Genomic DNA, 26117 nt, shown 5'->3' on the forward strand with positions numbered 1-26117 from the left:
GAACTAGTATTCAATTTTCTTGATGTCGTAGCCACCATTCCAAAGTTTAATTACTGCAAATCCGCGCTTAATCATAGCAGTGGTAACGAAGTATTCTACACCATCTTCATAGTATTTCTCATCCAGGAAAGAGTGAGTATGAGCATGAAGTGACAATTTTACTTTTGGCTTACTGGCCAAAAGTTGAGTATACGGTTTCACAAGATTTGGATCAAAATCGGCATCAAAAGGAGGTACATGAGATATCACGACTACGTCTAAATCATTAGGGTTATCCTCAATTTCGGCATCAAGCCAATTAAGATCAGGGACTTTACCATTGAAATCATATTCCCTTGAATTGGTATTCAGGAAAATAAATTTGTGGCCGCCATATTCGAAGCTGTAGTTGAGTTCTCCATACATCTCGGCATATACTTTTTTGCCATTGGCTAATAAGTCATGATTTCCAACTACTGTAAGATATGGCCTTTGAAGATCTGACATAATATCATGAACCCACCTGTATTCTGTAACAAGACCGAAGTCAGAGATATCACCACCATGCACTACAAAGGAAATGTCCGGAATAGTATTGGCAACATCTACAAAGTCAGCGGATTGATCGTAAAACCTTTGAGTATCTCCCATGAAGATAAGTTGAAAGGTGTCAGAAGGCTCTGTAGATTGTATTTGAGAGAGATTCTTAGCCGTAAGGTCTTTCTCATCATCATCTAAAATGATTTGATTAGGGTTATACTCAAAACAGGCCGATACTGAAAGTATCAGGCCTGCCAAAAGCATTAGATTAGTTTTTTTCACGCAATTCGGGTTTTTTATTAAAACGTAAATCTTAACCCAAGGTTAAAACCAATTCCACTGGCATTAACATATTGGGTAGGAATTACTCTGGGTTGATCCGAGTTTGACTCTGGATCTGTTGGTGTAAATTCATCAGAAAATGTGAATTTTTTCTCTGCAACTGGCAGGTCCTCTAATTGTTGACCAGGTACAGCATTTCCACCTAGAGTTGTCTTATAAGATTTAATTTCAGCTTTATCACTCTTAAGTGTTAAACTCTTAAATTCAGCTTCTGCAAATAAGTCTACACCAGTTTTAATTGGGAATAAGACACCAATGGCCGCATTATAGCCTAAACTAAATTTTGGTTGAACTTCAGAAACAGCGCTTACCATTAAGTCTTGGCCACTTCCTTCATAATTCATTTGAGTCGCATTTGTTTTTATTGTCAGGTCTCCAGCTACAGGTATTAACAGACCAACTCTTGCATACGGATTTACACCATCAAAACCCGGAGTAACTACAAGTGCGGGAGCAACATCTACACCCCTGATATATGCTGTTTCACTAGAATGAAATGCTGGCGTAGATAACTCACCAATTGTCTGTTCTGATCCGTGGAAGTAATAGACACCCAGTTCTGCACCTATATAATCATTAAACATATATCCGGCAACGCCACCCACTTTGTAGCCCACTCCTAAAGTACCTCTTAATGATTCTACCGTGGTACCATCAGCTGTTGCAGTAATTCTGGTTGAAGGTTCAATTTGCGTTAAGCCATTAGGATCTGCGTCGTTAAACTGAGAGCTAGAAGCCTTTAAAGAATAGCCACCACCAGCTCTGATATAAAATTGCTGAGCATTTGAACGATAAGATATGGAAGTAAGTAATAGCGCCAATGACAAAATACCTAATCCCGGTATTAATTTGTTTCGGGTTAATTTTAATCGATTCATTGAGTTGATTTTTAAGTAAAAAATTAGCTTCAAAACTAACAAGAAATTAAGAAGCTGATGACATGAATGTTCAAACATATATCCAAATATCATTGATCGTAAAAGCAATCATAATTGGGCTAAAACATTGTTTTTAAAGTTTAAAGGATAATTGGTTAGGGGAATGTTTCTACATACTGTAGTATTAAATTCACAACCGAAGTGATACAATTATTACATAAGAGCCACTAGAGTTATAATGAAATGAAAGAACAGCCAATCTTTAGAATCGGTATAATTTTTACATGATAGATAAGTAGAGAAACGGAGCTTAACAAGCTTATTTCATTATACAAATAAACTATACGGTCATGAGCGAATTATTGTTAGAAGATCGAGTCACAACTCATTCATATAAAATAGATCAAGATTTTTCCAATACTATTAAAAAGCAAAACATTGATTTAGGTGTTCCCCGCAACCAAAGAAAGCGGATAGTAATAGTAGGAGGAGGGTTCGCGGGCTTGCATTTGATTAAAAAACTATCTTCCGATAATTATCAGGTGGTATTAATTGATAAGCACAATCATCATAATTTTCAGCCTTTACTCTATCAGGTAGCTACATCAGGTTTAGAAGCTGATTCAATTGCTTATCCACTCAGAAAGGTACTAGCTGATCATAAAGATTACCATTTTAGAATGGGACAGGCCAAGGAGATTAAGCCACATGAGAATGTTTTAATAACTGATCAAGGTAGTATTTCCTATGATTACTTGGTCATAGCGACAGGAGCCAAAACTAATTATTTTGGAATGGAAAACGTAGCAAAATATGCGCTTCCTATGAAGAGTGTAGCGGAAGCTATGAACTTGAGAAATACGATCTTACAAAATTATGAGCAAGCTCTACTTACCAACGATTTAAAAGAAAGGGAGGAGCTGATGAATGTGGTAATTGCGGGAGGTGGGCCTACAGGAGTGGAACTAGCTGGTGCGCTTGCTGAGTTCAAAAGATATATTATGCCTAAAGATTATCCCGATCTTAATATTGAGAGATCTAAAGTTTACTTAATCGAGCTGCTGCCGGAACTGTTGCCTCCTATGTCCGATCAAGCTTCTAAAAAGTCTAAGGAATATTTAGAAAAAATGGGTGTCATTGTGCAGACAGAAACCAAAATAGAAGACTTTAATGGTAAGGTGGTTAAGACTGATAAGGGAGATATTCCGTCTCAACTGTTGGTGTGGACTGGTGGAGTATCACCTGCAGGAATTCCAGGGCTTCCAGACGCTGTTTTAGCAAAAGGAGGTAGAATAAAATGTAACGAATACGGCCAGGTTGAGGGATTTGATAGCATTTATGCTCTAGGAGATGTGGCTAAATTTGAATCAATAGATTATCCAAAGGGGCATCCACAATTAGCCGCTGTAGCAGTAGATCAGGGAAAATTTCTTGGTGGTCATCTTAATCGTTTATTGAAAGGAGAAAAACTTAAACCTTATAGCTATTTTGATAAAGGTAGTATGGCCACGGTTGGTCGTAACAAAGCCGTGGTAGATTTGCCTAAATGGAAGTTTCAGGGTGCATTCGCGTGGTTTGTATGGCTTGGGGTTCACTTGTTTTCATTAATCGGATTTCGAAATAAGGCAGTGACTTTCACGAATTGGGTATCAAATTACTTTAGTCGTGACAGGCATAGCAGGGTAATCATAAAAGATTAAACATCTAGGTAAACTCCTTCGTTAAATGTTTAAACATTAGATTAGCGTCTAGTTTGGCTAAATGGCCATTAAAAATGATTATAATTTTAAATAAAAATATTTCATGAGAGACTTAAAAAATAAAGTCGCGTTTATCACAGGAGGAAGTAAAGGAATTGGTTATGGAGTAGCCGAATCCTTACTGAAAGAAGGGTTTAAAGTAGCTATTACCAGTCGATCACAAAGTGCTGCTGATGAGGCCGCGAAGAACCTGTCACAATTTGGTGAAGTCTTGGCGTTAGAGGCAGACGTAAGAGATTTTGATTCTCAAAAAAGTGCCGTTGACAAAGCAATCAAAAATCTTGGAGAAATAGATTTATTAGTTGCTAATGCCGGGCTAGGTCATTTCGGTTCTATTGAAGAATTAACAGCTGAGCAATGGCAGGAAACTATTGATACGAACTTAACAGGTGTGTTTTACAGCGTTAAGGCAAGTTTAGAAAGTATTAAACAGACTAGTGGATATATAATAACCATTTCCAGTCTGGCAGGTACGAATTTCTTTGCCGGTGGATCAGCTTATAATGCTAGTAAATTCGGCTTAACAGGTTTTTCTCAAGCCATTATGCTTGATTTAAGAAAATATGGTGTTAAAGTTTCTACCATCATGCCTGGATCAGTTAGTACATATTTCAATGATCATACTCCAAATTCTGAAGATAGCTGGAAGATTCAAATAGAGGATATTGGTGAGTTAGTGGTTGATTTAATGAAAATGAATCCGCGCACTTTGCCTAGCAAGGTAGAAGTTAGGCCGACCACACCTCCTTCAGCCAAATAGTGTTATAAATAAAAAAGGTGTTTCATTAATCTGAAACACCTTTCTCTATTTAATTTTATTGCTATTAGAATTTAAATACACTAGGGCATTCCACGTTGCCATGTATTTTTCTAATTCTAAATCTATAGTTCAATGAGAATTCATGAGTTCCAGATGAATATCTGTTAATATCACTTGTTGTCCAATCATACGAGTACCCAAAGTTAAGTTCATCACTTAACTTCAGCTGAATGTAGCTAACAATCCCTTCCACGTTTCTATATGAAAGACCGATGCTACAAACATCATAAAATATAAATCCTGCGTTAATGTCCATACTTAACGGCTGACCTTCCTGAGCTCTAATCAATAGAGTAGGGTTTAACTGCACAGTTTTCATTCTGTTTAGTGGTAAAATTAAACCACCATGCAAATAATAATAACGAGCTTCACTGATTTCATTTAGAAGTGCCTCTGCACTTGATGATACATTGTTATTCAATATAAACGGTACTGAAAAACCAGCAAATAGAACATCGTTACTATAGTATACTCCAGCTCCAAAATTAGGTTTTAGCTTATTAGTGAAGTTAGTGAATGATTCATCAGTGATATCCCTCTGTACATTACTAAAGTCAGCAGAAGTTACATTTAAGCCAGCCTGTAATCCCATTGAGAATGTACCCAACGGAGATCTGATTATGTAAGCATAACTGCCAAATACACTTTGATTAGAATAACTTCCGATTTTATCATCAGATACCATCAAGCCCACACCGATCTTGTTCTTTAACAATGAAGTATGCGCACTGAAGTTTAATGTCTTCGGAGCACCCTCAAAGTTTACCCACTGATTTCTGTGCATGGCTGTAGCACTCACTTGCACATGGCTACCTGCAACGGCTGGATTAATCACCAATGGGTTAAAGATGTATTGTGAATAGACAGGGTACTGTTGCCCTTTCGCTATGTTAAGCGAAAGGGTAAACAATACCAGAATCATGATACTTTTAATTAATCGATTGAACATATAATCAAGTATTATATATATTGCCTAGTTAACTATTTCAAGGTATCCAGCCTGAGGTTTAGTACCGTCTTTTTTATCAATGATATAGAAGTAAGTACCATCTGGCAGACTATTACCCATTACACTAATTCCTTTATTAGAAACTCCATCGAATCTATTGCCGGTGTTGTCATAACCTTCAGTTTCATAAACCATTGTTCCTGCTCTGTTAAAGATTTTGACAATACTTTCAGGATAGTTTTCGATACAGTCAATCTGTAAGAAATCGTTTTTACCATCACCGTTTCTTGAAATACCATTCAAGACGTTCACATCAGTTTCAATTTTTACATCTTCAGATTGATAACAACCTTGATTTGTAAACACATGAGCCGTGTAGACTCCGAAGTCTAATTCATTAAGAATTGAACCTCTTCCAATTACTTGAAGACTATCGAATGGGTCACCACCTTGGTCGGTCCAGACGATTGAGTTTACACCCACTGAATTAACCATGGATACTCTAGCAAAACCATCGCTCGTCACACAAGTAGAGTTACCTACTACAAATTGGAATTCAGGAAATTCCAGGTTTTCAAGAATTTCAGCAGTGGCGGTAGAGATACACCCTGTAGATTTATTAGTAGCTTGTACAGTATAGAAACCGGTTGCCAAACTATCATAAATTTCACCAACAAATGCAGTGTCGGTTGATACTTGAGATCCATTGAACCAAAGGAAATTATAATTACTAGTGTTACCATTTACTGAGGCAGAAAGCGCTCCAATATCTAATAAGCAATGAGTGTCATGTGCCAATATAGTAATTGATACAGGTTCTGTAGGAACAGTGTTACCATCAATCGTTACTACCTGACTAGTTGAACACCCAGTTACATCATTTGTGGCTATTACTCCGTAAGTACCTTCTTTCATGCTGGTGAATTCACTTCCAGTGAAAACTTCATCAGAATTGAAGTCTTCATTTTCATACCATTCAAAAGTATAGCCTATATAGCTTCCATCAACAAGAGCTCTTGCAGCACCATCAGCTAAAGCTGTATCACAAACTGTCATGGCAGATAACGCTTCTACCGATAATTCGGGATAAATATACTCTTGATTAATAGTAATCTCAAGATCAGGAGATATACAGCGATTGTCATTGTTAGATACAGCTCTCACTGTGTAAGTACCTACACGGATATCAGTTATCTCTTGCCCTACATCACCTGTTGACCACTCATAAGTATATAGATCACTATTTCCACTAGTAACAATTGCAAATGCACTACCATCATTCTCAAGCTCACAGCTTGTTACAGGATTACCTGAACCGGTGATTGTAACTTCCTTGATATCTAATTGCAATTCATAGGTTGCTGTAGTAGTACATTGTGTGTCATCATTAGTAACTTCCACAGTATAGAAACCAGGATTTAATCCGCTAACTGTGGCACCTGTTGTTCCTTGAGGTGTGGATGTATCTGAACCTTCAAACCATTCATAAGAATAGCTGGAAGCTGTTCCTGACGCCATTACTTGCAACATACCCATATCATCTGTGAGTAGTTGACATTGTGTAGGGTTTGTAAAGTCGATCAATGCTACTGATGGGTCACCAATAGTTTCATCCGTAATTTCAAAATCAATTTGAGTTGATAAACAGTTATTAACCGTATTGGTAGCGATTACTGAGTAAGTACCAAGAGTCGATAAATCCTGGATAGAGGGTCCGTTCACTGATGGAATTGATGTACCTGAAGGGTCCTTCCATTCAAAAGTATAATCACTTATGTTACCGGGTATTCCATCTTCTAAAATCTGATTTATTGTTATCTCACTTCCATTATTGTTTGGATCGCAACTCACTACATTAGAAACCGTGACATCGCCTGAGGCTACAGAAATTGTCGGAGGATCATTATCTATAGTAAAGGTTCTGTTAGTGGCACAAGTCTGATACTGAGTATTATCCTCAACATGAACAGTATATATTCCCGGAGCTAGATTTTGAAGTTCATCTGGGGTTACAATATTAGCTGCAGGTAATGGAGTCGTTGAGTTAGCATCACCTATATACCAGGTTACGTTGAAGTCAGATAGAGGCCTAACACCATTGTCAACCAAAATTTCTAAGCTTCCATTCTCCATTATGCCAGAACAATTGGTATTTGCGTTAATTGTAGTAGCTACTATTGATGGATATTCAACGATTAAATCCACCGTCGCATTTACCACAGGATCTTCACAGAATCTGATTGCAGGGTCCAGTGGTCTGGCTGTAACTGAATAATCACCACTAGATAATCCTGGTCGACTATAGTTTAATACACCATTTTGACCAACTTCTCTATGTATTTCAGTCCCACTCAAATTATGCCCTTGATACCATATAATTTCATAATCGGCTTCGTTAAAACCAGCTAGGTTAGTTTTTTTCAGAGAAACACTTAAAGAGCCATTATCATCGCTACAGAAGCTTGCTGTGCTTACTACATCCAAGTCTAAATCGTGGCCATTATTGATTGGAAGATATATCGAAGTTATTTCCTCACATCCTGTTGTTAAATTTCTCACTACAACCGTATAGTTATCACTATTCAATGAAGATGCAACATATTCATTAACGCCTTCCAAAATTGGTGAATCTGAGGTTGTGGACGGATCGATTGCTCCCTGATACCACGTAACGTAATAATCAGAACTACTAGGTGAAACATTGATCGCTAATACACCATCACTTGCAGCACTTGCATCACTTTCACAATTAGAAGGGAAAGTGGTGATTGACTTATTTAGAGTGATCGCAATTACAGGAGCGTTGATTATTACTGAAATAGGATTAGAAGCAGTACAAGATGTGATATTGTTTTGTGCCTGTACTGTGTAAGTTCCAGCCATTAAACCTGAAAGCTGATTAGATGTCTCTGCGAAATCAGGAGTGGATTTTACCGAACTTCCTTCATAATAGAAGAATGTATAATCAGATACATTTCCAGCAGATACACTTACTGTAATACTACCATTAAATGGATTACACTGCGTAACATCTGTTGTGTTTGCAGTAAGCGTTGGAATAGTTCTGTCATTATCTATTATCACTTCAGCAGTATCAGAACAACCATTAGTATCAGTTACTTTTACAGTATAAATACCTTTAGGGAAATCTGTTACTGTAGCCGCAGTACGAATAACCGCTGTACTGGTATTTTGTCCCTCAAACCACTCATACGTATATGTGCCACTACCACCATTCCCAGAAGCTGCAGCAGAGCCCATTGGGTTGTTCTCATCGCAGGAAATATTATCTGATAGTTTATTAACGCTTGCGGTAGGAGGGGTTGTCTGGTTTACCGTAACAGTAGATGGAAGTGACTGACAGCCTGTGCTGTTACGTGTGGCAACAACTGTATAGTCACCAGCAGGTAAATTGTTTAATGAGTTGCCCGTAGCGCTTGGTGTAGGTAACACATTAGGTCCATTGTACCATTCAAAAGTATAACCACCTGTTGAACCTTCAACGTTAGCAGTTACAGTACCAGCATTTGCGTCTGAACAAGATATATCAGTGGCGCTGGCTGATACTACAGGAAGTACAACCATGTCAGTAACTGTCCCAGAACCAATCGAACTACACCCGGTAGCTTTATGAGTTACAATAACAGTGTAGTTAGTTCCACCTTTTAGACCTGTGGCATCATGACTAGTAGAGACCACATCCGTACTTGTGATATCACCTTCAAGCCATTCGTAAGTATATTTTCCATAGGCATCTCCACCATTTGGTATTACTCTTAAATGACCATTAGGGTTTGTACAATTCTCGTCACCTTTGATCTCTGTTACCTGTACATCAAAAGAGAATGCCTCATCAACCACTGTAACCTGAACTACATCAGAGCTACATTGCGCAGTCTTATGAGTTGCATATACTGAATAAGTTCCAGCACTTAGTCCTGAATATACAGCGCCTACATAAGCCGGAGTACCAGATACATCAGTTCCGTTGAACCAGAAAAAGTCATAGTTAGCGATTACTTCTGTAGTTCCAACTAATCTAAAAGCTCTTGCAGAACCGTTGGCAGGTACAGTGTTTCCAGCACACTGAATATTGTTAGTCGGTACTGCAGAAAGTTGGAAAGGTAATGGTGCAAATGGTGCACTTCTTACGTTATCATAATCACATTCTAAAAACGGTGTGTTCGGGAATGAAATTGGTGTCGGAATAGTAGTCCCAGCATCATTTAAGGCTATGAACAGATTTTCCATTCCAGGTATACCTGTGATAGCCACATTGGTCATATCAATTACATCACCATTCTTTAGTTGATTAATGCTGAAATATAAGGTAGCTAGTTTTGATGCTCCTGGTTGAAGAGGATCGGCACTATAAAAACTTATAGGCAGATTTCCACTGAAAGGAACATCTCCAAGGTTAGTTATTTGGAAGGAGGTGGTAAAATCTAAACTAGGACAGGTAGGTTGGTCTATAGTAATATCCCCAGTAAATGCGATGTCCGGTGAAGCATACACAGGACAACCCTGTGAGCTAAGGAAAGGAGACTGATTTAAGAAATTATTTAATGGTCTGTTCGGTCCTTGAGTACATGTTCCATCTGACCATACTAAATGATGCTTTTGTTGTCTTCTCGGAATTGATAAATCATCATTAACATTAACGTTAAAATAACCATGCTGATTCCACAATCTACGAGCTGGCACCCATGGTTCACTTGCTGATTTATATACTCTAACCTGAGAGTTTCTAGAATAGCCAAGATCGCAGAAATTATCCCAGGCATTGATATCATCAGTACCACAAACTACGCATAGTTCAGTGCTTCCATCAGCATCTACGTCAGCTACAATAGGATACTCAACATTGGTTCTTGATATACACTGCCTTTGAGTAAATACGCTACCATCATCTCCCTTGATAATATAAATCCATTGCTCATCTCTATAGACAATCTCCATTTGACCATCACCATTGAAATCAAAAAGTGTACATCCGGTATATCCACTTGTTTCCTCATTCACTTCAACTCGCCATTTCTGATTGAAATTTTCGTCGAGAGCGTATAAAAATCTACCGGAAACAAACGACACATTTAATTCACCATCCCCATCTAAGTCACCAATATTTAATCGACCTGTACCATTTATCCAGCCATTTTTATAGTCATCAGTATTTGGTGCTTGGCTGCTACACTTCAATGTTGAGTTGGGTACAGTTGGAATAGGATCATTAAATGTTGTTAAATTATCATTATGAACATCCCAAAAGAATACAGTTGTTGTGTAATCGTTAGTATTTACTCCAGAAATGATAACATCAAGGAATCCATCTTGATTATAATCTGCTGTACTGGTAGAACTAAATTGTGTTTTAGTCTTGTAGTTTGAAAAACTTTTTAGTTCTGTCAAACTTCCACTATCTGTTGTTCTTGAACCAAGGTTAACACTGTATATTTTATTGGCAGAAACAAATTCTAAATCTTCGTCACCAAGTATATCAATGGCAACTGGGCCACCGTTGACCTTATTCCAATCGTTATCATTACCTTTTACGATTCTAGTACCAGTTCTTGCATCTCTTACTTCATCCTTGTAAAATAACTCGACCTGGCCATCGCCGTCAAAATCTGCTAAACTGAGGTGAATTGGATCGTTTTCAAGTCTTTCACTTCTCCATATTTCATTTAATTGGCAATCGTACGAAGCAATATAATAGTCAGTGTCTCCGTAGCCACCTCCACTAGGAAACCATTCTGCAAGTACAACAAATATTTCTGCACAATCATCGTCCTCCACATTAGCTATGGCCACACGCCATTCGGGATAAGCTCCTCCAGAAACGGTGGTCTGATATTTGATCGACCCATCATTACCGTTTAGAATGTATAAACGATCATTATACTTGTTTTGAGAAATGATTTCTGGAATTCCATCTCTATCCAGATCACCAATAGCTATCCTACCCAGGTGATTGGCTGTTTCATTTTGAGATGTGAAATCAATTTCCATTGTAAAAGCTGGTAAACTGTCGGGGACGGCTTCGCAGGAAGCATCATTGCCGAGAAAGAAACCATCGCAGGAACCGAAATTGACACAGTCTGGATCATAGCAATCTATAAATCCATCACCGTCATCATCGATGCCATTATCACAGATTTCCTGAGCTTTACTAGCGCCAACTATAAGCAGGAAAGACAACAAAAGGACTAAATTCTTCATAACTAATGCATTTTATACACTTTATCCCTACCCATATATCGGTTTAGCTAAACAGAAGTAACTATTTGTGTAAGAAAATATAAAATGAATCACTTATAAGTCAGATGAACGACGGATATCGGGGATGAATGACATTTTTATATAAATTATCTGAGTAAGGTAATGCTCCCAGACTTCACAATTTCTTGGCCATCACATTTAATAATGTAGTAGTAAGCTCCTGGGGGCAGGTCTTTACCGTTATAGGTACCATCCCAGTCGTTCTGATAGGGGGAGGCTTCCATGATAATATTTCCTGTTTGATCTACTACAGTAACCTGGCATTCAGGGAATTGCTCAATTTTTTCAATAACCCAAAAGTTATTGATATCATCACCTGAATTTGGTGAGAAGAAATTCTTAGGCCTAATAATATTGCCGATAAGATCGGTATTAGTGAAAAGGTCTATACTTTGTGAACCTGTACAGCCATTGATGTCCGTTCCTGAAACAGTGTACGTTGTTGAAATATCAACAGTAGCTATGGGATTAGGAATGCTTGGGTCATTAAGTGATTCTTTTGGTGACCATGAATAGTTTTCAAGGCCTGATGCGGTAAGCTGCACTGTACTTCCTGGAGCCACACTGACACTATCAGCAGTTATACTTACTACGGGTTGAGGAAATGAGTTGAGGCTAATGCTTGACTCTAACAAACATCCGTTAGTTTCTACTTCTACAGTATAAGTACCAGCTTCAGTGATGACTATTTCAGAAGAGGTTTGTCCAGTATTCCAGCTATATGATTCATAGGTATCAGTAAGTGACAATGTGGTCGCCTCGCCTTCGCAGATTGGGTCATTGGATGATACAATTTCAACAGTACCACCATTAAGAATTTCAATGGGTTTAGTGATTGAGCTTGTACACCCTGATACACCACTGTATGATACTTCTAAACTGACTGTGAAATTTCCTGCAGTGCCATAAGCGTGCTTGGGGTTTTCGTCAGTAGATATAGCGGCATCGCCAAAATTCCACTTGTATTGAACTGTAGCATTTGCGTCTACACTTGAATTACTAGTGAATTGAATATTCTGCCCTGCACATGCCTGATTTGGCGCCGTAATAACTGCAGATGGTGATTGAAGTATGGAAACATTCAACACATTTGATTCAATATCAGGGCAGCTGGCATTATTTAAGTCTTCTATTTTAACAAAGTAATTTTTAGAACCAACAGTGGAAACTGTTAGTGAGCTGCCTGTCTCTCCACTTATGTTTCCATTTTCCTCAGTAGCCCATTGATAAGAGTAATTTGTATTGTTGGAAGGAGAGATGGTTAATGTAGCTGAAGATCCCTGACACAACTGGTTGCCCGGAGAACTAGTTACGGTAAATGTAGGCACATCAACCGTTTCAACATTGATAGTTTCCGTAGCCGCTAAACAATCTCCGGAATATAAATCTACCTGATACACACCTACATTAGAAGGCCTAAAGTCCGCTACAGTTACCGGATTACCTGTAGCCGAAAAACCATTAGGACCAGTCCATATATATTGATCGGCTGCTATATCTACTTGAAGTGTGGCGGTTCCACCGAGGCAAATATCAGAAGTAGGAGAGATGATAGTTGCAGTTGGCAAGGATCCAGATTTTACTTCCACACTAACCGGATCCGACATTTCAGCACATACTCCCTGAATTAATTCCACTGTGTAGTTATGAACCCCTACTGTATTTACACTATAGGTATTTGAAGGCCCACTTTGTTGAAGCATTCCATCCATATACCAATTATATGTTGCTCCACTTACACTTTGAGCTTCAAGTTCTAAGGGGTTAGAGGCGCAGACTACCAGGGGGCCTTCTTCATTCAGAACAGGCTTTATACATTTCTGATTAATCAAAATGCCAAGGGAGTTTGCATTAAATCGTGTGAAAACTATGTCAGGTTTGCCATCTCCATTTATATCGCCAGATTTAACATTTCTAGCAAATCCAGATACATTAATATTGACTGTTTGAAAAGTAACTGGTGCGGTTTGGTGAAGCACAGAAATAATAGCAGCATCGGAGTTAGCAATCACTATGTCTTTTTCTCCATCTCCATTAAAATCACTTACATCTAAACCCCATGGTCTCTGATCAGCGCTTATAGAACTTTGATTGCCGAAGCTAAGAGCTCCACCAGTGGTGGAATTATTTAAGAAATATAAAGCGCTTTGTGCTAAAAAATTGGTGGCAATAAGATCAAGTTTACCATCATTGTTGATGTCAGCTGCTTTTAGATTTACAATACTACCAGTAACAGATCTTGTAGTGGCAGTGGAAAATGAAATATTACCTGGAGTACTATTGTTTTTAAACAAATAAATGGAACCACCATTGGCAAAGAATAAGCTTGCAGCAACGTCTGGCTTACCATCATTATTGAAATCAGCGACTTCTAAAGGGGCACTTTTAACTGAGCTTGAAAGAGATAAGAAGGTAATGTTAGCAAGGTCAAAGGATATACTGCCGGCTGAAGAAGTGTTTCTGGCTATGGCCAACCTACCGTTGTTAGATTGGTCTGTGATAACTAGATCTGGCTTACCATCCATATCAATATCCATCACATCAATTTTTTTAGTTTGGGCTCCAGGTATGTCGAGTACGTATGAAGCTGGAGCAAAGCTCACATTAGCTCCACTGGTGTTTGTAAGAACGAAAACACGAGACCTTGGATCATTATCATTGTCTTCTGATACAATGATTTCTGGTTTAGAGTCTCCATTAAGGTCTGCTGCAGTGATATTCAAAGAGGTTCCAGAGGGAGATAACGTATGTAATATAGGTGTACCAAAGGTTGGTGCGGCGGCACTGACTGTAGTGTTTTGTAGGATTTGTATTACACCACTGGTAGCACTGGTGGTGATAATGTCATTTTTACCATCGTTATTAAAATCTGATACTTCAAGATCATATGGAGAAGCTTGAGTCGCAAAAGTAAGCTCTGCCCCAAAATCTGCAGCTACAAGACCAGATTCACCACCATAGCTTAATAGAAATGGATAGGTGCTAAATCCAGAGAGGTCGTTACTGTTAGTTACCGTGATATGGTCAAAGGTAGCATTAGCTGGAACCTGGACTTCTATGATTTGTGTAGTGCGGCTGATCACATTGCCTCTCGCATCTCCGAAGGATACTTGGGAGGATGCGTTAAAGTTGCTACCTGTTATTGTAATAGTTTGCCCGGCATAACCTGAGTTTGGAGAAACATTGGTTATAATAGGAGTCTGAGCCAATACTATACTGCTTACCAACAATAGACAGAATGTAAAGAAGGTAATTCTTTTATGGTAAGTGAAAATTTTCATTACAGATAAATAATTAAAAGTGATATGATGTAACCGCCTATTGTTCTACCGTAATAATGGTAACACTCTTATACTTAGTCAATTCCTGAACAGCACGTCTTTGTTCATTAGCTTCTTTTAGCTTATACGTTTGGAAGCTATACACATGGTACTTTTTATCGATGTTATTATAAAATATATTCGTGTAAAGCTCTTTTTCAGCCATTCTTCTAACGAATTCATCTGCTGAATTAAAGTCTTTAAAGGATTTTATAACCACATAGTACTTCTTCATTTTACCGTCGCCCTGGTCTGTACCACCTTCAGAAATTTCATCTGCAGAGAAACGAGCTCTGTGCGTTTCGGTTTTTTCCAGAGTTCTTAATATTGGTCTACTTCGTTCAAGTTTCTTCTTCTCACCAATTCTTATAGTAAGTTGTACTTCATGCGTGCCTTGTGTGAAGCCATCTACATAGTCGCTAGCTGGTTCATATGCATATGCGAAAGAGAGGCTACCGATATCAAAACCTACTAAACCAGATACCCCATAGTTTAATCTATAAGCACCACCAACCCAAAAGTCTTCATGTAAATGTAAAGTACCTAAGACCTCTACACGCTTATCTACTAATGCAGAATGTTTATATATAAAGTAGAGCTGCAAGGGCGCATAAGCATCTTCAATTTCCACTCTTCTCTTCATTCCCTTGACCTTTCTTGTAATAATCTTTTTATCCAAAGGCCTTTTGAAGTAGGTCATAAATACAAATTCATCCAATGGACTAAAGTCATAACTGGAAAAATCACTTTCATTTAGATAATTTACTTTAAAAAGCTTAGGTAGGGCAAAGCCTAAATTAAAACCTGCCTTAGTTCTTAGTTTGAAGCCAGCATTTCCAAGTGGTTGAATATTGTTATTGGCAAAATTTGTTAAAATAGGATCATCCGGATCATCAATTTGATTGAGATCTATTGAAGTACTGTACAAGCCCAGGGAAATGCCGAAGTGAAGCGTAGCTACTTTCGTAAGATATGCTTTATAGGCATAGGTTCCCATAATCTCATTGGTAGTAATAAGTCCTCTTTGAAAGTTTCTAATACCTACACCCAGCGATCCTTTCTTATAACTAAAAGGCGCTTGTAAGTTAAAAGTAGTAACACGAGGGGCTCCTTCAATACCAGTCCATTGCATACGGTGGTTCAAAACCACACTCAAATACCCATCACTCCCTACTTCTGCAGGATTGAGCAGATAAGGGTTATTATAGTAATGGTTGTATACTGGTAATTGTTGAGATTTAACCTGTACAACTAAAAAAATAAATATTAGTACAAAAAAATACTTACCCATCTATTAATTAACGGTATTAAGTAAAAAATAATTAAGCCAGAACAGGTAATACGTAAAGCTATAGACGTTACTTAATTATAAAATATCGTTCTAATCTAAAAAAATAATATATTAGAATGAAAAAATAAATAGTTTTACGGTCACATAGTGATTTAAAGTTGGCTAATTCTCGACAAAGTTAATTGTTTAAAATTTTTTAAAGTAATGTTCAAAAAAGCCAATCTATATTTTTTTATCTTTTGTGTAAGTGTTTTTACATTAATAAGCACGCACAAAACTAAGGCACAACTTTACATTGGTCCAAGAGTTGGAGCACAACTCTCCTGGTTAAGTTTTGAAGATAAGGATAATAAGGATTTTTTAAGTGTAGAACCTCATATCGGATATAATGGAGGATTTTCTCTAGCTGCGCAGGTTAGGAAAAGGTTTTATTTGCAGGCCGATTTTCTATATAGCAGAAAGGGAAGGTTCTACGAAGGAGTAAAAGATCCTAGTTTGAAATATGAATTGGTGAATCATTATTTTGAATTACCAATCACCTATAGAATGGATTTTAAGTTCAATGTTGGTAAAACGGGTGGATTTAAAGGCTTTTTGGGAGTTGGTCCTAATGTAAGTTATTGGTGGAAGGGTGGTGGTTCTATGACCTCAAGTGAGTTGATAGAAGCCAATGTGCTAAAGGCACGAATTGAAGTGGAGTTTGGTGAAATGCCAGACGATCAGGTGGAAGGTTATAACGTATACGTTAATGATCCTAATCGTGTTCAACTAGGAATTAATTTCGTTACCGGCGTGGTATTTGAACCACCTTCAGGTCAAATGATAGAAGTTGATCTCAGATTTAAATTAGGACATTCCTTTATGGCCAAAGACTCACCGGCCTATTTAAGCAATCTGTTTGATTTCTCGGATCCAATGAACACCCGAAATGTGGGCTTGGTATTGGGCGTATCATACATGTTTGATACTAAGATCTCTCAACGCAAAAGGGGTAAGTCTTCAGGGAAGATTAAATAAACTCATCAACTTCCAAAGATTCAAGGATGTCTGCCAGCTCATCATAATCTTTGTAGCCTGGGCGTAGCTCATCACCACCTTGAAGTGCTATGCCTTTGGCGCCTGTCTCTTCAAGTAGGTCGGCAATGTTATTTTCGTTGATGCCTGAGCTAATGAGTAATTGATAGGAACCACTATATTTTTTAATAGTGGTTTTTTCATCTTCAGACCATTCCTCTTTACTAGACCCCACCATTAGATATTCAATATTTAAGTCACTGGAAAGCCCTTCTAAAGTTGCTGGATCAACATTAAGAATAATAGGTGTATTCAAAACCTGAAGTTCTTCAACCAACTCAGCATTATTAATTTGGATATAGGCTAAGTCGTAGTCTTTAACTGTTTCTATTATCTGAGTGGCGGTGTAGTTATCAAATTCACCCACATACTCTACCCCAGATAGCCATTCTATAAGTTCCTTAAAGGTGTCTGGTGCAATGTAGCCGTGAGCCTCTTTCTCAAGGTTGAAACCAATCAGATTTACTTCCATTCCTGCACAGTATCTGGCATCTGATAAATTGTTTACTGAACTCACTTTTACAAAAGTACTAAGCGCCATAGATAATTATTATTAACTGATAAATAGAATCCATTAAATAAGTGGTGCAAAACTAAGCGAAAATAATTTGTTTCGCACTGCGATCCTGAAAGAAGCAGAGATCCAATGGATTAGATAATTAATTTTTAAATTAGCATAAAAATAAGAACATGGCAGTAGAAGTTTTAACTGATGATAATTTTGCCTCTACCATCAAAGAGGAAGAAAAAGTAGTAGTGAAATATTTTGCAGGCTGGTGTGGTAGCTGTAGACTATTTGCTCCTAAGTATAAAAGACTTTCTGGTGACGAACGTTTCACGGACATTAAATTTTTAGATGTAGATGCTGAGAAAAACCCAGAAGCAAGAAAGCTAGCTGGCGTAACTAATCTTCCATTTTTTGCTGTTTTTAAAGGTGGTGAGTTATTAGGAACTGTAGCTACTTCTAAGGAAGAGGGCGTTGTAGAATTATTAGAGAAGTTAAATTAAGATCATGAAGATACCTGAGATTAAAAGACTTGTTGAGGCTTATGATATCGCCGCTTTAATGAAAGCAGAGGAAGATCTCGTAAATGAAGAAGCTTTAGATATTGAAGTGAATGGTGCTGACGAAGGCGAAAAGCTCACTCACATTTTTGCTGCTATCTATATCATCAATAAAATGAATGATGACAAAGTGGAATTTAAAGCTGCTTTGAGAGACTATACCAGCAAGGTGAGAGAGTCTATTAACTAGTAGAAATAATATATTTACGTACTGAGCTTCAGGCTTCTGTGGATTTCACAGACCTGAAGCTTTTTTATTTGTAAGGAATTCAACTAAATTCACCTGGAGATATTATTGTGCACATGAGGAGATTGATTATCATCATTAGTATTGTAATGCTGGGCTGCAAAAATGAAGAGGTGGCTCCAGACCCTTCCAGGTTGGGACTGGATTTCTTTCCTGTAAGTATAGGGCAATACCAGACTTATCAGGTTAATGATATTCAGTATCTCATAGGAGGAGAGAAAGATGAGAGTAATTATCAGCTAAAGGTAGAGGTGGTAGACTCATTTTACAGCCAGACTAACGCGCTAACCTATGTAATTCATAGATCGAAGAGAGACTCTGAAGCGAATAGTTGGGAGCTGGAATCTGCGTGGCCTGTGAGAGTATCCCAGAATCAAGTGGTGGTTACAGAGGAAAATGTACCATATATTAAACTTAGCCTGCCAGTGGAGAACGGGAGGACGTGGGATGGTAATGCTCTGAATACCAATGATGAGGATGATTATGAAATAGATAGTATCAACTTTGCATACATTACGCCATTGGAGGATACTATTCCAAACACACTAACCGTAATACAAAATGACAATCAGGATTTTACGGTAGAGTTAGATCGCAGGTATGAAATTTATGCCAGGAATGTGGGTCTGGTTTATAAAGAAGACCTTTTACTTCAGTATTGTACGGATGAAGATTGCATTGGCCAGCAAGAAGTAGAAGGAGGGCACGAATACCGCCAATATATAATTGACTATGGTAAAAACTAATATTTTAACTGTTCTCCTTACTTTTTTAGGATTAAGCCTGTACGCACAAAACCGCTACATGGTTTACTTCACAGATAAAGAAAATTCTCCCTATTCCACTAATTCTCCAGAAGCTTTTCTCTCTCAAAAATCAATAAACAGACGCTTGGATCAGTCTATTACAATAGATGAGTCAGACCTGCCTGTGAATCCCGCTTATGTACAAGGGGTGCAGGATTTAGGGGTAGCTACCTATTATCGATCTAAATGGCTGAATGGCGTTTTTATTGAAACTCAACCGAGTTCATTGGAGTCTATTCTGGCTCTTGATTATGTTGAGTCAATTGTATTATTGGCTCCAGGTACAAAATTAGGACGAATTGGAAGTGCTGCCAGTGAGAATGAGCAACAGAAAGAACAGGCCGAAACTGATTTGCAGCTAGAGATGATGGGATTAAACAAGCTACATGATGAGGGTTATAGAGGTGAAGGAATGTATGTTGCAGTATTTGATGGAGGCTTTTCTGGATATTCTCAAATATCTGGTATGGAGAATGTTAGCGTAGATCAATTAAAGTATAGCTATAATTTTGTAAGTAACTCTTCATCAGTGAATGCTGGTTCTGATCATGGTACCAAAGTGCTGTCCATAATGGCTGGTGAAATTGCAGGTGAATATACAGGTAGTGCACATAACGCTGATTATATGCTTTGCATTACAGAAGATATATCAGGTGAGTATACTATTGAGGAATATAACTGGCTGGTAGCCGCAGAAAGAGCAGATAGCGCGGGTGTAGATATTATCAATAGCTCCTTAGGTTATTTCGATTTCGATGACCCTAGTATGAATTACACACCAGAGGACTTTGATGGGGAGACTACAATCATAGCCAAGGCTGCTAATTTTGCCACCGCAAAAGGTATGTTGGTGGTAGTGAGTGTTGGTAATGAAGGAAATAGCTATTGGGGCTATATAACGAGTCCGGCGGATGCACTGAATGTGATTTCTGTAGGTTCGATAACAACAGATTATTCATTGAGTGCTTTCAGCTCTAGTGGCCCTACAGAGGATGGCAGAATTAAGCCTGAGTTAGTGGCTTTGGGATCTGGTACTACTTTTCTTTCTTCATCAGGTATTACCTCGGGTAGTGGGACTTCCTTTGCCACGCCTTTAGTGGCCGGTTTTGCTTCTTGCTTATGGCAGAAATATAGAGACTTATCCGCAGCTGAAATTCGTGCTATGATGCTGGCTAATGCCAGTCAAAGTAGTGATCCGGAGAATGGCTTTGGGTACGGTATACCAAATTATAACAACATCATTTCCGGCAATGAAAAGGTCGTTGATCAGCAGGCTTTTTTGGTGTATCCTAATCCATTATTAGGTGATGAAATCACCATTAGAACGGCCGAATTTAAAGGCGATGCACAGGTTTCTATTTACAACTTGAATGGTGTGCTCTCTTTTGAAAAACATGCTTATTTCAATGGATACGATGATTTTAAGCTAAAAGTTAACTTGAGTAAAGGTATTTATTTAATGAAAATAGTAATGGCTAACCAAACCTACCACTCTAAACTCATTAAATACTAGTTCATTTTTCTATCTTTGACCACATGAAAAAACCGTTGATTGCACCGTCCGTTTTAGCTTCTGATTTTGCCAACCTACAAAGTGAAGTAGAAATGCTTAACCGCAGTACTGCAGACTGGATTCATGTGGATATTATGGATGGAATTTTCGTGCCTAATATCTCCTTCGGCATCCCTGTTACGGAGGCCATCAACAGACATGCGCAAAAGCCGCTAGATGTTCACCTGATGATTGAGAAGCCTGAGAATTATGTTAAAGCTTTTCATGAAGCTGGTGCCGCATCACTTACGGTTCATTATGAGGCTTGTCCGCATTTGCATAGGAATATCCAACAGATAAAAGAGCTGGGATGCAAAGCTGGTGTAGCACTTAACCCGCATACAAAAGTTGATTTACTTGCCGATATTATTCAGGATATTGACATCGTTCTAGTCATGTCCGTTAACCCTGGTTTTGGAGGTCAAAAATTCATTGAGAAAACCTATGATAAAGTGAAGGAGCTCAAGGAAATGATTAATCTGGCTGGCAGCAATACACTTATCGAGATTGATGGGGGAGTTAACCAGAACAATGCTAAGGCATTAATCGACGCTGGTGCTGATGTGCTGGTGGCGGGTAGCTTTGTTTTCAAATCAAATGACCCTGTAAGTACTATATCAGACCTGAAGAACGTTTAGTTAGCTGATGAGACTTTTACTATCCTTAATTCTATGTGTTTGCTGTTCTCTTGCTTATGGTCAAAGTGGTATTGAGGGTGTAGTTAAAAGTAAGTCAGGTGCTACTATACCTAGCGTAAATGTGCAAATTAACCAAAGCACAAAAGGTACAACTACGAATAATAACGGGCAATTTAGGCTTCCGCTTAATGCTGGTACCTACATCATTTCATTCACTCATGTGAGTTATCAAACCTACCACGATACGGTTAAAGTGTCTGATAATCAATTTGTTAAAATTGAGGCTTTGCTTGAAGAGCGCACTGAGGTGCTGGGTGAGGTAAAGATTGAAGATAGGCTGGAAGAGGTCAATGAAGTTAGTATTACCAAGATAGATCCTATATCCGCCCAGGCGCTGGTGACGCCATTCGGTGATTTTACTAAGGTTCTGGCCACATTGCCTGGCGTAGTGAGCAATAATGAGCTTTCTTCTGCTTATTCGGTTCGAGGTGGTAGTTTTGATGAGAACCTGGTGTATGTAAACGACATTCCTATTTACCGACCTTTCTTAGTGAGCAATGGCCAGCAGGAGGGGTTGAGCTTTGTAAATAGCGCTATGGTAGAGAGCGTGTCATTTAGTGCGGGTGGATGGCAGCCTAAGTACGGAGATAAACTATCTTCTGTGCTGAATGTGAACTATAAAAAAACAAAAACCTTTGGAGCGTCAGCGAATATTCATCTTCTGGGAGGATCAGCCCATGTGGAAGGAACTTCTGGCGATGAAAAACTGACTTACGTAGCTGGTATTCGACATAAATCTGCTCAGTACCTGCTCAATACTTTGGAAACCCAAGGGCAGTACCTTCCTAAATTCACTGATTTTCAGGCTTTGGTTAATTATCAGATCAGCGATAATACAGAGATTGATATCCTGGGCTCATATGCCCGTAATAGATACCTTACTGAGCCGGAAAGTAGGGAGACCGAATTCGGTACTTTTAACCAGTCATTCAGGCTTTTTGTGGGCTTTGTGGGGCAGGAGATATTACAATACGATACTTATCAGGGTGGTCTTAAGTTAACCCATCATTTCAATGAGAGCTGGACCTCAAAACTGATAGTTTCTGGTGTTTATGGTATAGAAAGGGAATATACTGATATAGAAGGCGGATATAGATTATGTGACGTTGATAAGAACCTGGGAAGTAATTCATTCAATGAATGTGTATTCATCAGAGGGATTGGTTCAAATTATGATTATGGAAGAAATACATTGGAGGCCAATATTGTCAATGTAGAAAATAGGAACGAGATTATTCTTGATGATAATGACGTTGTGGAGTTTGGTCTCGGCTACTCTTATCAAAACATTGAAGATCAGCTGAATGAATACAGTTTTAAGGATTCCTCTGATTATGTGACTGAGATTCAGGCGCTTTCATCAGAGAATCAATTAAAGAGCAACCGATATACCGCATTCGTTCAGCATACGCATTACTTTTCTTCTAAGTTCAATAGTACTTACGGAGCGCGATTGAACTACTGGGATGTGAACGAGCAGCTTTTAATCAGTCCCAGAGTACAGTTTTCATATGCCCCACAATGGCAGAAGGATGTGGTTTTTAATGCGGCTGTAGGCCTTTATCAGCAGCAACCTTTTTACAGGGAACTGAGAGATTTTAATGGAGACCTGAACAGAGACCTCAAAGCCCAACGATCTCTGCATATCATTGGAGGTATGAACTACAGCTTTAAATGGTGGGACAGGGACTTTAAATTCATCAGTGAATTGTATTATAAGCGCATAAGCAATGTGGTGCCTTATGAGATTGATAATGTGAAAGTGAGATATTATGCTAACAACGATGCCAAGGCCTATGCTGCTGGTCTTGATTTAAGACTTAGTGGTGAGTTTATACCAGGGGCGGAGTCATGGTTTAGCTTAGGTGTGCTAAATGCCAGAGAAGATGTGGCGGGAGATGGTAGAAGCTACATTCGCAGGCCCACTGACCAACGCATAAATATGGCCATTTTCTTTCAGGATCATTTGCCCGGTAATCCTACCATACGGGTGAGTCTGAACCTTTTATATGGCTCTGGGTTACCGTTTGGACCGCCGCAGGATTACGAAAGAAGAAACGTATTTAACGGAGATTCGTATACCAGACTTGATATAGGTTTTTCGAAACTGTTTTATATCAACGAATTGAAGTATAATAAAAAAAGGCAATTGATACTTAGCGCCGAAGTTTTAAACCTCTTTGGCACATCTAATGCCATTTCTTATACCTGGATCAGCGATGTAAATAACAATCAGTTTGCAGTACCTAATACCTTATCGGCAAGATTTTTGAATATCAAACTATCATTAAAGATTTAGAAACACAGTTTAGATTTCATTTTTTACATTATCATTCTACCAATATGAAAAATTCATTTAAAACCGCGGCAATCGCCATTTTTTCTATAGCCATACTTTTTGGTTGTTCTCAAAGAACAGTTACCAGAGTAAGCCCTGATCAGCAAATAGACCTTAGTGGTCGCTGGAACGACGTTGATTCTAAAATGGTAGCCAATAAAATGGTTCAGCAGTTTTTAAACAGCCCAAGATATCAGCAGTATAGCAGTGACAACGGTAAAACTCCAGCCATTATAGTGGGGTATATCAAAAACAAAACCAGTGAGCATATTGATTCAGATAACTATATCAAGAAGTTTGAAATGGAGATTTTCAACTCTGGGTTAGCCGATTTAGTTGAGTCAGCTGAGTTTAGAGAAAAATTAAGAGAAGAAAGAGCAGATCAGCAGGAGTTTGCTTCACCTGAAACAGCTGCCAGCTGGGGAAAAGAGTATGGTGCGGACCTGATGCTTTTCGGTACTATGACCTCTGAAACAGATACTTACAATAAGAAAAAAGTAGTTAACTACATCACCACCCTATACCTTACTGACCTTGAAACCAATAAAAGAGTATGGTACGGTCAGGAAGAAATCAAGAAATATATTGAGAACTAAGAAGCTAGATTCTTAGACATAATTATCACACTAAGCCCTTCTCATAACATTAATTTGGCAGGGCTTGGTGTTTTGCTATTCATTCATTTTTTAAGCGGTTGCATTGCTTTATGAAAAATCATAATCTCCTGATTTTAATTGTTTTATCATTATTTACTTCATGTGTTACTTATTACGAGATTAACCATGAGTTTAATGGTGAATTTGAGCGAGGAGATTTAAAAGCTGCTAACCAAACCCTCGCCAAAAAGGAGAAGAAGCTGGAGAAAAGTAAAAATCAGCTGCTTTATTATTTAAACAGAGGTGTAGTGCTCTCCATGTTGGATAATTATGAAGAGAGCAACGAATACCTGGAAAAGGCCTATTTGTATACCGAGGATTACCAGAAGAACTATCTGAATGAAGCGGTATCTTATCTATCTAATCCCACCTTTGTGGCTTATAAGGGCGAAGACCATGAGAATTTGATGTTGCTCTATTACAAGGCTTTGAATTATCTGAAGCTGGGTCAGTATGATAATGCTCTGGTAGAATGCAAAAGACTTAATATCCGCCTGGATCAGCTTAGCGATAGATACAAGAGCGATAAAAAGTATAAAAAAGATGCCTTTATTCATACCATGATGGGTATTATCTATGATGCTCAGAAGGATTACAATAATGCCTTTATCGCCTATAGAAATGCTCTGGATATATACCGTAATGAGTATGCAGATATGTTTCAGGTAAACGCCCCTGACCAGCTTAAAAAAGATGTTTTAAGAACCGCCTACCTCACTGGTTTTCAGCAGGAGCTGGATTTGTATAAGAAAGAATTTAACATGCCCGATTATAAATACAAGCCGCAAGAAGGAGGGGAGCTGGTCTTTTTCTGGAATAATGGCCTGGGACCTATCAAAACCGAATGGAGCATTAATTTTGCCGTGGTAAAAGGTCAGGGTGGAGTTTTCAATTTCATGAATGATGAGTACGGGTTTAGCTTTCCATTCACTGTTCCTTATGATCAGGAGACGGGAAAAACCGGATTGGAAGGTCTTCAATTCTTTAGAGTGGCCTTCCCAAAATATAGAGAAAGACCTGAAGTTTATTCAGGAGCTAAATTAGAAGCAAATGGCTCTACCTATCCTCTGGAGCTGGCAGAAGATGTGAATGCCATCGCTTTTAAATCACTAAAGGAGCGTATGCTGAAGGAATTTGGTAAAGCCCTGGTTCGCGTGGCATTGAAGAAGGCCGCTGAAGAAGCTGCCAGAAGTGAGAAAGATGGTTTAGGAACGGCTGTAAGCATACTCAATGCCCTTACAGAGAAAGCTGACACCAGAAATTGGCAAACTTTGCCTCATAGCATTTACTACAGCCGTGTTCCTTTGAAAGAAGGACAACAGGAGGTGACTCTGCAAATGAAGCAGAAGAAAGATGGTAGCCTTACATCTGAGAGTTTTACTTTCGATGTGCAGAAGGGAGAGACCATTTTTCAGACTTATTCCGCTCTGGATTATACTCCGTTACCTTATTATTAAGGTACCTTTTACATAAAAAATAAGGTTTTTTACTAAAAAAAGTTGAAATAGTAGATCAAAAAGCCT

18 protein-coding genes are annotated in these 26117 nt (G+C 38.4%); 11 read left to right on the forward strand and 7 right to left on the reverse strand.

Annotated elements, in window-relative coordinates; translation table 11 throughout:
* Positions 1-3: 3 nt before the first annotated feature.
* Positions 4-801 (reverse strand): metallophosphoesterase family protein, encoded by a 798-nt coding sequence (locus LVD16_RS16095; protein ID WP_233769296.1) that lies wholly within the window; start codon positions 799-801, stop codon positions 4-6.
* A 17-nt stretch (positions 802-818) separates the two neighbouring features.
* Positions 819-1739: an outer membrane beta-barrel protein gene (locus LVD16_RS16100; RefSeq protein ID WP_233769297.1), complete on the reverse strand. Its 921-nt coding sequence runs from the start codon at positions 1737-1739 to the stop codon at positions 819-821.
* Positions 1740-2089: 350 nt separating this feature from the next.
* Here LVD16_RS16100 and LVD16_RS16105 point away from each other — a divergent pair, with 350 nt between their 5' ends.
* Positions 2090-3439 (forward strand): NAD(P)/FAD-dependent oxidoreductase, encoded by a 1350-nt coding sequence (locus tag LVD16_RS16105; protein WP_233769298.1) that lies wholly within the window; start codon positions 2090-2092, stop codon positions 3437-3439.
* 103 nt (positions 3440-3542) lie between these two features.
* On the forward strand, positions 3543-4259 hold the full coding sequence (locus LVD16_RS16110) for an SDR family oxidoreductase (RefSeq protein ID WP_233769299.1): 717 nt from the start codon (positions 3543-3545) through the stop codon (positions 4257-4259).
* A gap of 64 nt (positions 4260-4323) precedes the next feature.
* Here the strand turns inward: LVD16_RS16110 and LVD16_RS16115 are convergent, their stop codons facing one another.
* The 4 genes from LVD16_RS16115 to LVD16_RS16130 all read right to left on the reverse strand — a co-directional run bounded on the left by LVD16_RS16115 (position 4324) and on the right by LVD16_RS16130 (position 16158).
* Complete coding sequence (locus LVD16_RS16115; RefSeq protein ID WP_233769300.1) at positions 4324-5241, reverse strand: PorP/SprF family type IX secretion system membrane protein; 918 nt, start codon at positions 5239-5241, stop codon at positions 4324-4326.
* Between the two features lie 51 nt (positions 5242-5292).
* Positions 5293-11487: a T9SS type B sorting domain-containing protein gene (locus LVD16_RS16120; RefSeq protein ID WP_233769301.1), complete on the reverse strand. Its 6195-nt coding sequence runs from the start codon at positions 11485-11487 to the stop codon at positions 5293-5295.
* 146 nt (positions 11488-11633) lie between these two features.
* Positions 11634-14828 carry an FG-GAP-like repeat-containing protein gene (locus LVD16_RS16125; protein ID WP_233769302.1) on the reverse strand — a complete coding sequence of 1065 codons (3195 nt, stop codon included), beginning with the start codon at positions 14826-14828 and terminating at the stop codon, positions 11634-11636.
* Positions 14829-14865: 37 nt separating this feature from the next.
* On the reverse strand, positions 14866-16158 hold the full coding sequence (locus LVD16_RS16130) for a PorP/SprF family type IX secretion system membrane protein (RefSeq protein ID WP_233769303.1): 1293 nt from the start codon (positions 16156-16158) through the stop codon (positions 14866-14868).
* Positions 16159-16362: 204 nt separating this feature from the next.
* On the opposite strand from LVD16_RS16130, the gene LVD16_RS16135 reads away from it, so the two are divergent.
* Positions 16363-17175, forward strand: a complete 813-nt coding sequence (locus LVD16_RS16135; protein ID WP_233769304.1) for an outer membrane beta-barrel protein — start codon at positions 16363-16365, stop codon at positions 17173-17175.
* On the opposite strand, the gene trpF is transcribed toward LVD16_RS16135, so the two are convergent.
* Positions 17168-17773, reverse strand: a complete 606-nt coding sequence (trpF, locus tag LVD16_RS16140) for a phosphoribosylanthranilate isomerase (RefSeq protein WP_233769305.1) — start codon at positions 17771-17773, stop codon at positions 17168-17170. The two genes, LVD16_RS16135 and trpF, sit on opposite strands and share 8 nt — an antisense overlap.
* A gap of 149 nt (positions 17774-17922) precedes the next feature.
* Here trpF and LVD16_RS16145 point away from each other — a divergent pair, with 149 nt between their 5' ends.
* The 8 genes from LVD16_RS16145 to LVD16_RS16180 all read left to right on the forward strand — a co-directional run bounded on the left by LVD16_RS16145 (position 17923) and on the right by LVD16_RS16180 (position 26051).
* Entirely contained in the window at positions 17923-18240 is a 318-nt protein-coding gene (locus LVD16_RS16145) for a thioredoxin family protein (RefSeq protein WP_233769306.1), read from the forward strand.
* A 4-nt stretch (positions 18241-18244) separates the two neighbouring features.
* Entirely contained in the window at positions 18245-18487 is a 243-nt protein-coding gene (locus LVD16_RS16150) for a DUF6952 family protein (RefSeq protein WP_233769307.1), read from the forward strand.
* Positions 18488-18600: 113 nt separating this feature from the next.
* Positions 18601-19290, forward strand: coding sequence for a hypothetical protein (locus LVD16_RS16155; RefSeq protein ID WP_233769308.1), 690 nt, complete (start codon positions 18601-18603; stop codon positions 19288-19290).
* Positions 19291-19348: 58 nt separating this feature from the next.
* Positions 19349-20863: a S8 family peptidase gene (locus tag LVD16_RS16160; protein WP_233769309.1), complete on the forward strand. Its 1515-nt coding sequence runs from the start codon at positions 19349-19351 to the stop codon at positions 20861-20863.
* Positions 20864-20886: 23 nt separating this feature from the next.
* Positions 20887-21540, forward strand: a complete 654-nt coding sequence (gene rpe / locus LVD16_RS16165) for a ribulose-phosphate 3-epimerase (protein ID WP_233769310.1) — start codon at positions 20887-20889, stop codon at positions 21538-21540.
* A gap of 7 nt (positions 21541-21547) precedes the next feature.
* On the forward strand, positions 21548-23899 hold the full coding sequence (locus tag LVD16_RS16170; protein ID WP_233769311.1) for a TonB-dependent receptor: 2352 nt from the start codon (positions 21548-21550) through the stop codon (positions 23897-23899).
* Positions 23900-23943: 44 nt separating this feature from the next.
* A complete protein-coding gene (locus LVD16_RS16175) occupies positions 23944-24534 on the forward strand; it encodes a penicillin-binding protein activator LpoB (protein ID WP_233769312.1) in 591 nt (196 codons plus the stop codon).
* 110 nt (positions 24535-24644) lie between these two features.
* Positions 24645-26051 carry a COG3014 family protein gene (locus tag LVD16_RS16180; protein WP_233769313.1) on the forward strand — a complete coding sequence of 469 codons (1407 nt, stop codon included), beginning with the start codon at positions 24645-24647 and terminating at the stop codon, positions 26049-26051.
* Positions 26052-26117 lie beyond the last annotated feature (66 nt).

Origin of the sequence: Fulvivirga ligni, from assembly GCF_021389935.1 — a bacterium.
GTDB lineage: Bacteria > Bacteroidota > Bacteroidia > Cytophagales > Cyclobacteriaceae > Fulvivirga > Fulvivirga ligni.

What these genes read in the sequence shown, in the direction of transcription:
- LVD16_RS16105 (WP_233769298.1), top strand. Translation starts at nt 2,090, where the DNA reads ATGAGCGAATTATTGTTAGAAGATCGAGTCACAACTCATTCATATAAA.
- LVD16_RS16130 (WP_233769303.1), bottom strand. Translation starts at nt 16,158, where the DNA reads ATGGGTAAGTATTTTTTTGTACTAATATTTATTTTTTTAGTTGTACAG.
- rpe (WP_233769310.1), top strand. Translation starts at nt 20,887, where the DNA reads ATGAAAAAACCGTTGATTGCACCGTCCGTTTTAGCTTCTGATTTTGCC.
- LVD16_RS16160 (WP_233769309.1), top strand. Translation starts at nt 19,349, where the DNA reads ATGGTTTACTTCACAGATAAAGAAAATTCTCCCTATTCCACTAATTCT.
- LVD16_RS16170 (WP_233769311.1), top strand. Translation starts at nt 21,548, where the DNA reads ATGAGACTTTTACTATCCTTAATTCTATGTGTTTGCTGTTCTCTTGCT.
- trpF (WP_233769305.1), bottom strand. Translation starts at nt 17,773, where the DNA reads ATGGCGCTTAGTACTTTTGTAAAAGTGAGTTCAGTAAACAATTTATCA.
- LVD16_RS16135 (WP_233769304.1), top strand. Translation starts at nt 16,363, where the DNA reads ATGTTCAAAAAAGCCAATCTATATTTTTTTATCTTTTGTGTAAGTGTT.
- LVD16_RS16110 (WP_233769299.1), top strand. Translation starts at nt 3,543, where the DNA reads ATGAGAGACTTAAAAAATAAAGTCGCGTTTATCACAGGAGGAAGTAAA.
- LVD16_RS16125 (WP_233769302.1), bottom strand. Translation starts at nt 14,828, where the DNA reads ATGAAAATTTTCACTTACCATAAAAGAATTACCTTCTTTACATTCTGT.
- LVD16_RS16150 (WP_233769307.1), top strand. Translation starts at nt 18,245, where the DNA reads ATGAAGATACCTGAGATTAAAAGACTTGTTGAGGCTTATGATATCGCC.
- LVD16_RS16180 (WP_233769313.1), top strand. Translation starts at nt 24,645, where the DNA reads ATGAAAAATCATAATCTCCTGATTTTAATTGTTTTATCATTATTTACT.
- LVD16_RS16155 (WP_233769308.1), top strand. Translation starts at nt 18,601, where the DNA reads ATGAGGAGATTGATTATCATCATTAGTATTGTAATGCTGGGCTGCAAA.
- LVD16_RS16145 (WP_233769306.1), top strand. Translation starts at nt 17,923, where the DNA reads ATGGCAGTAGAAGTTTTAACTGATGATAATTTTGCCTCTACCATCAAA.
- LVD16_RS16175 (WP_233769312.1), top strand. Translation starts at nt 23,944, where the DNA reads ATGAAAAATTCATTTAAAACCGCGGCAATCGCCATTTTTTCTATAGCC.
- LVD16_RS16100 (WP_233769297.1), bottom strand. Translation starts at nt 1,739, where the DNA reads ATGAATCGATTAAAATTAACCCGAAACAAATTAATACCGGGATTAGGT.
- LVD16_RS16120 (WP_233769301.1), bottom strand. Translation starts at nt 11,487, where the DNA reads ATGAAGAATTTAGTCCTTTTGTTGTCTTTCCTGCTTATAGTTGGCGCT.
- LVD16_RS16115 (WP_233769300.1), bottom strand. Translation starts at nt 5,241, where the DNA reads ATGATTCTGGTATTGTTTACCCTTTCGCTTAACATAGCGAAAGGGCAA.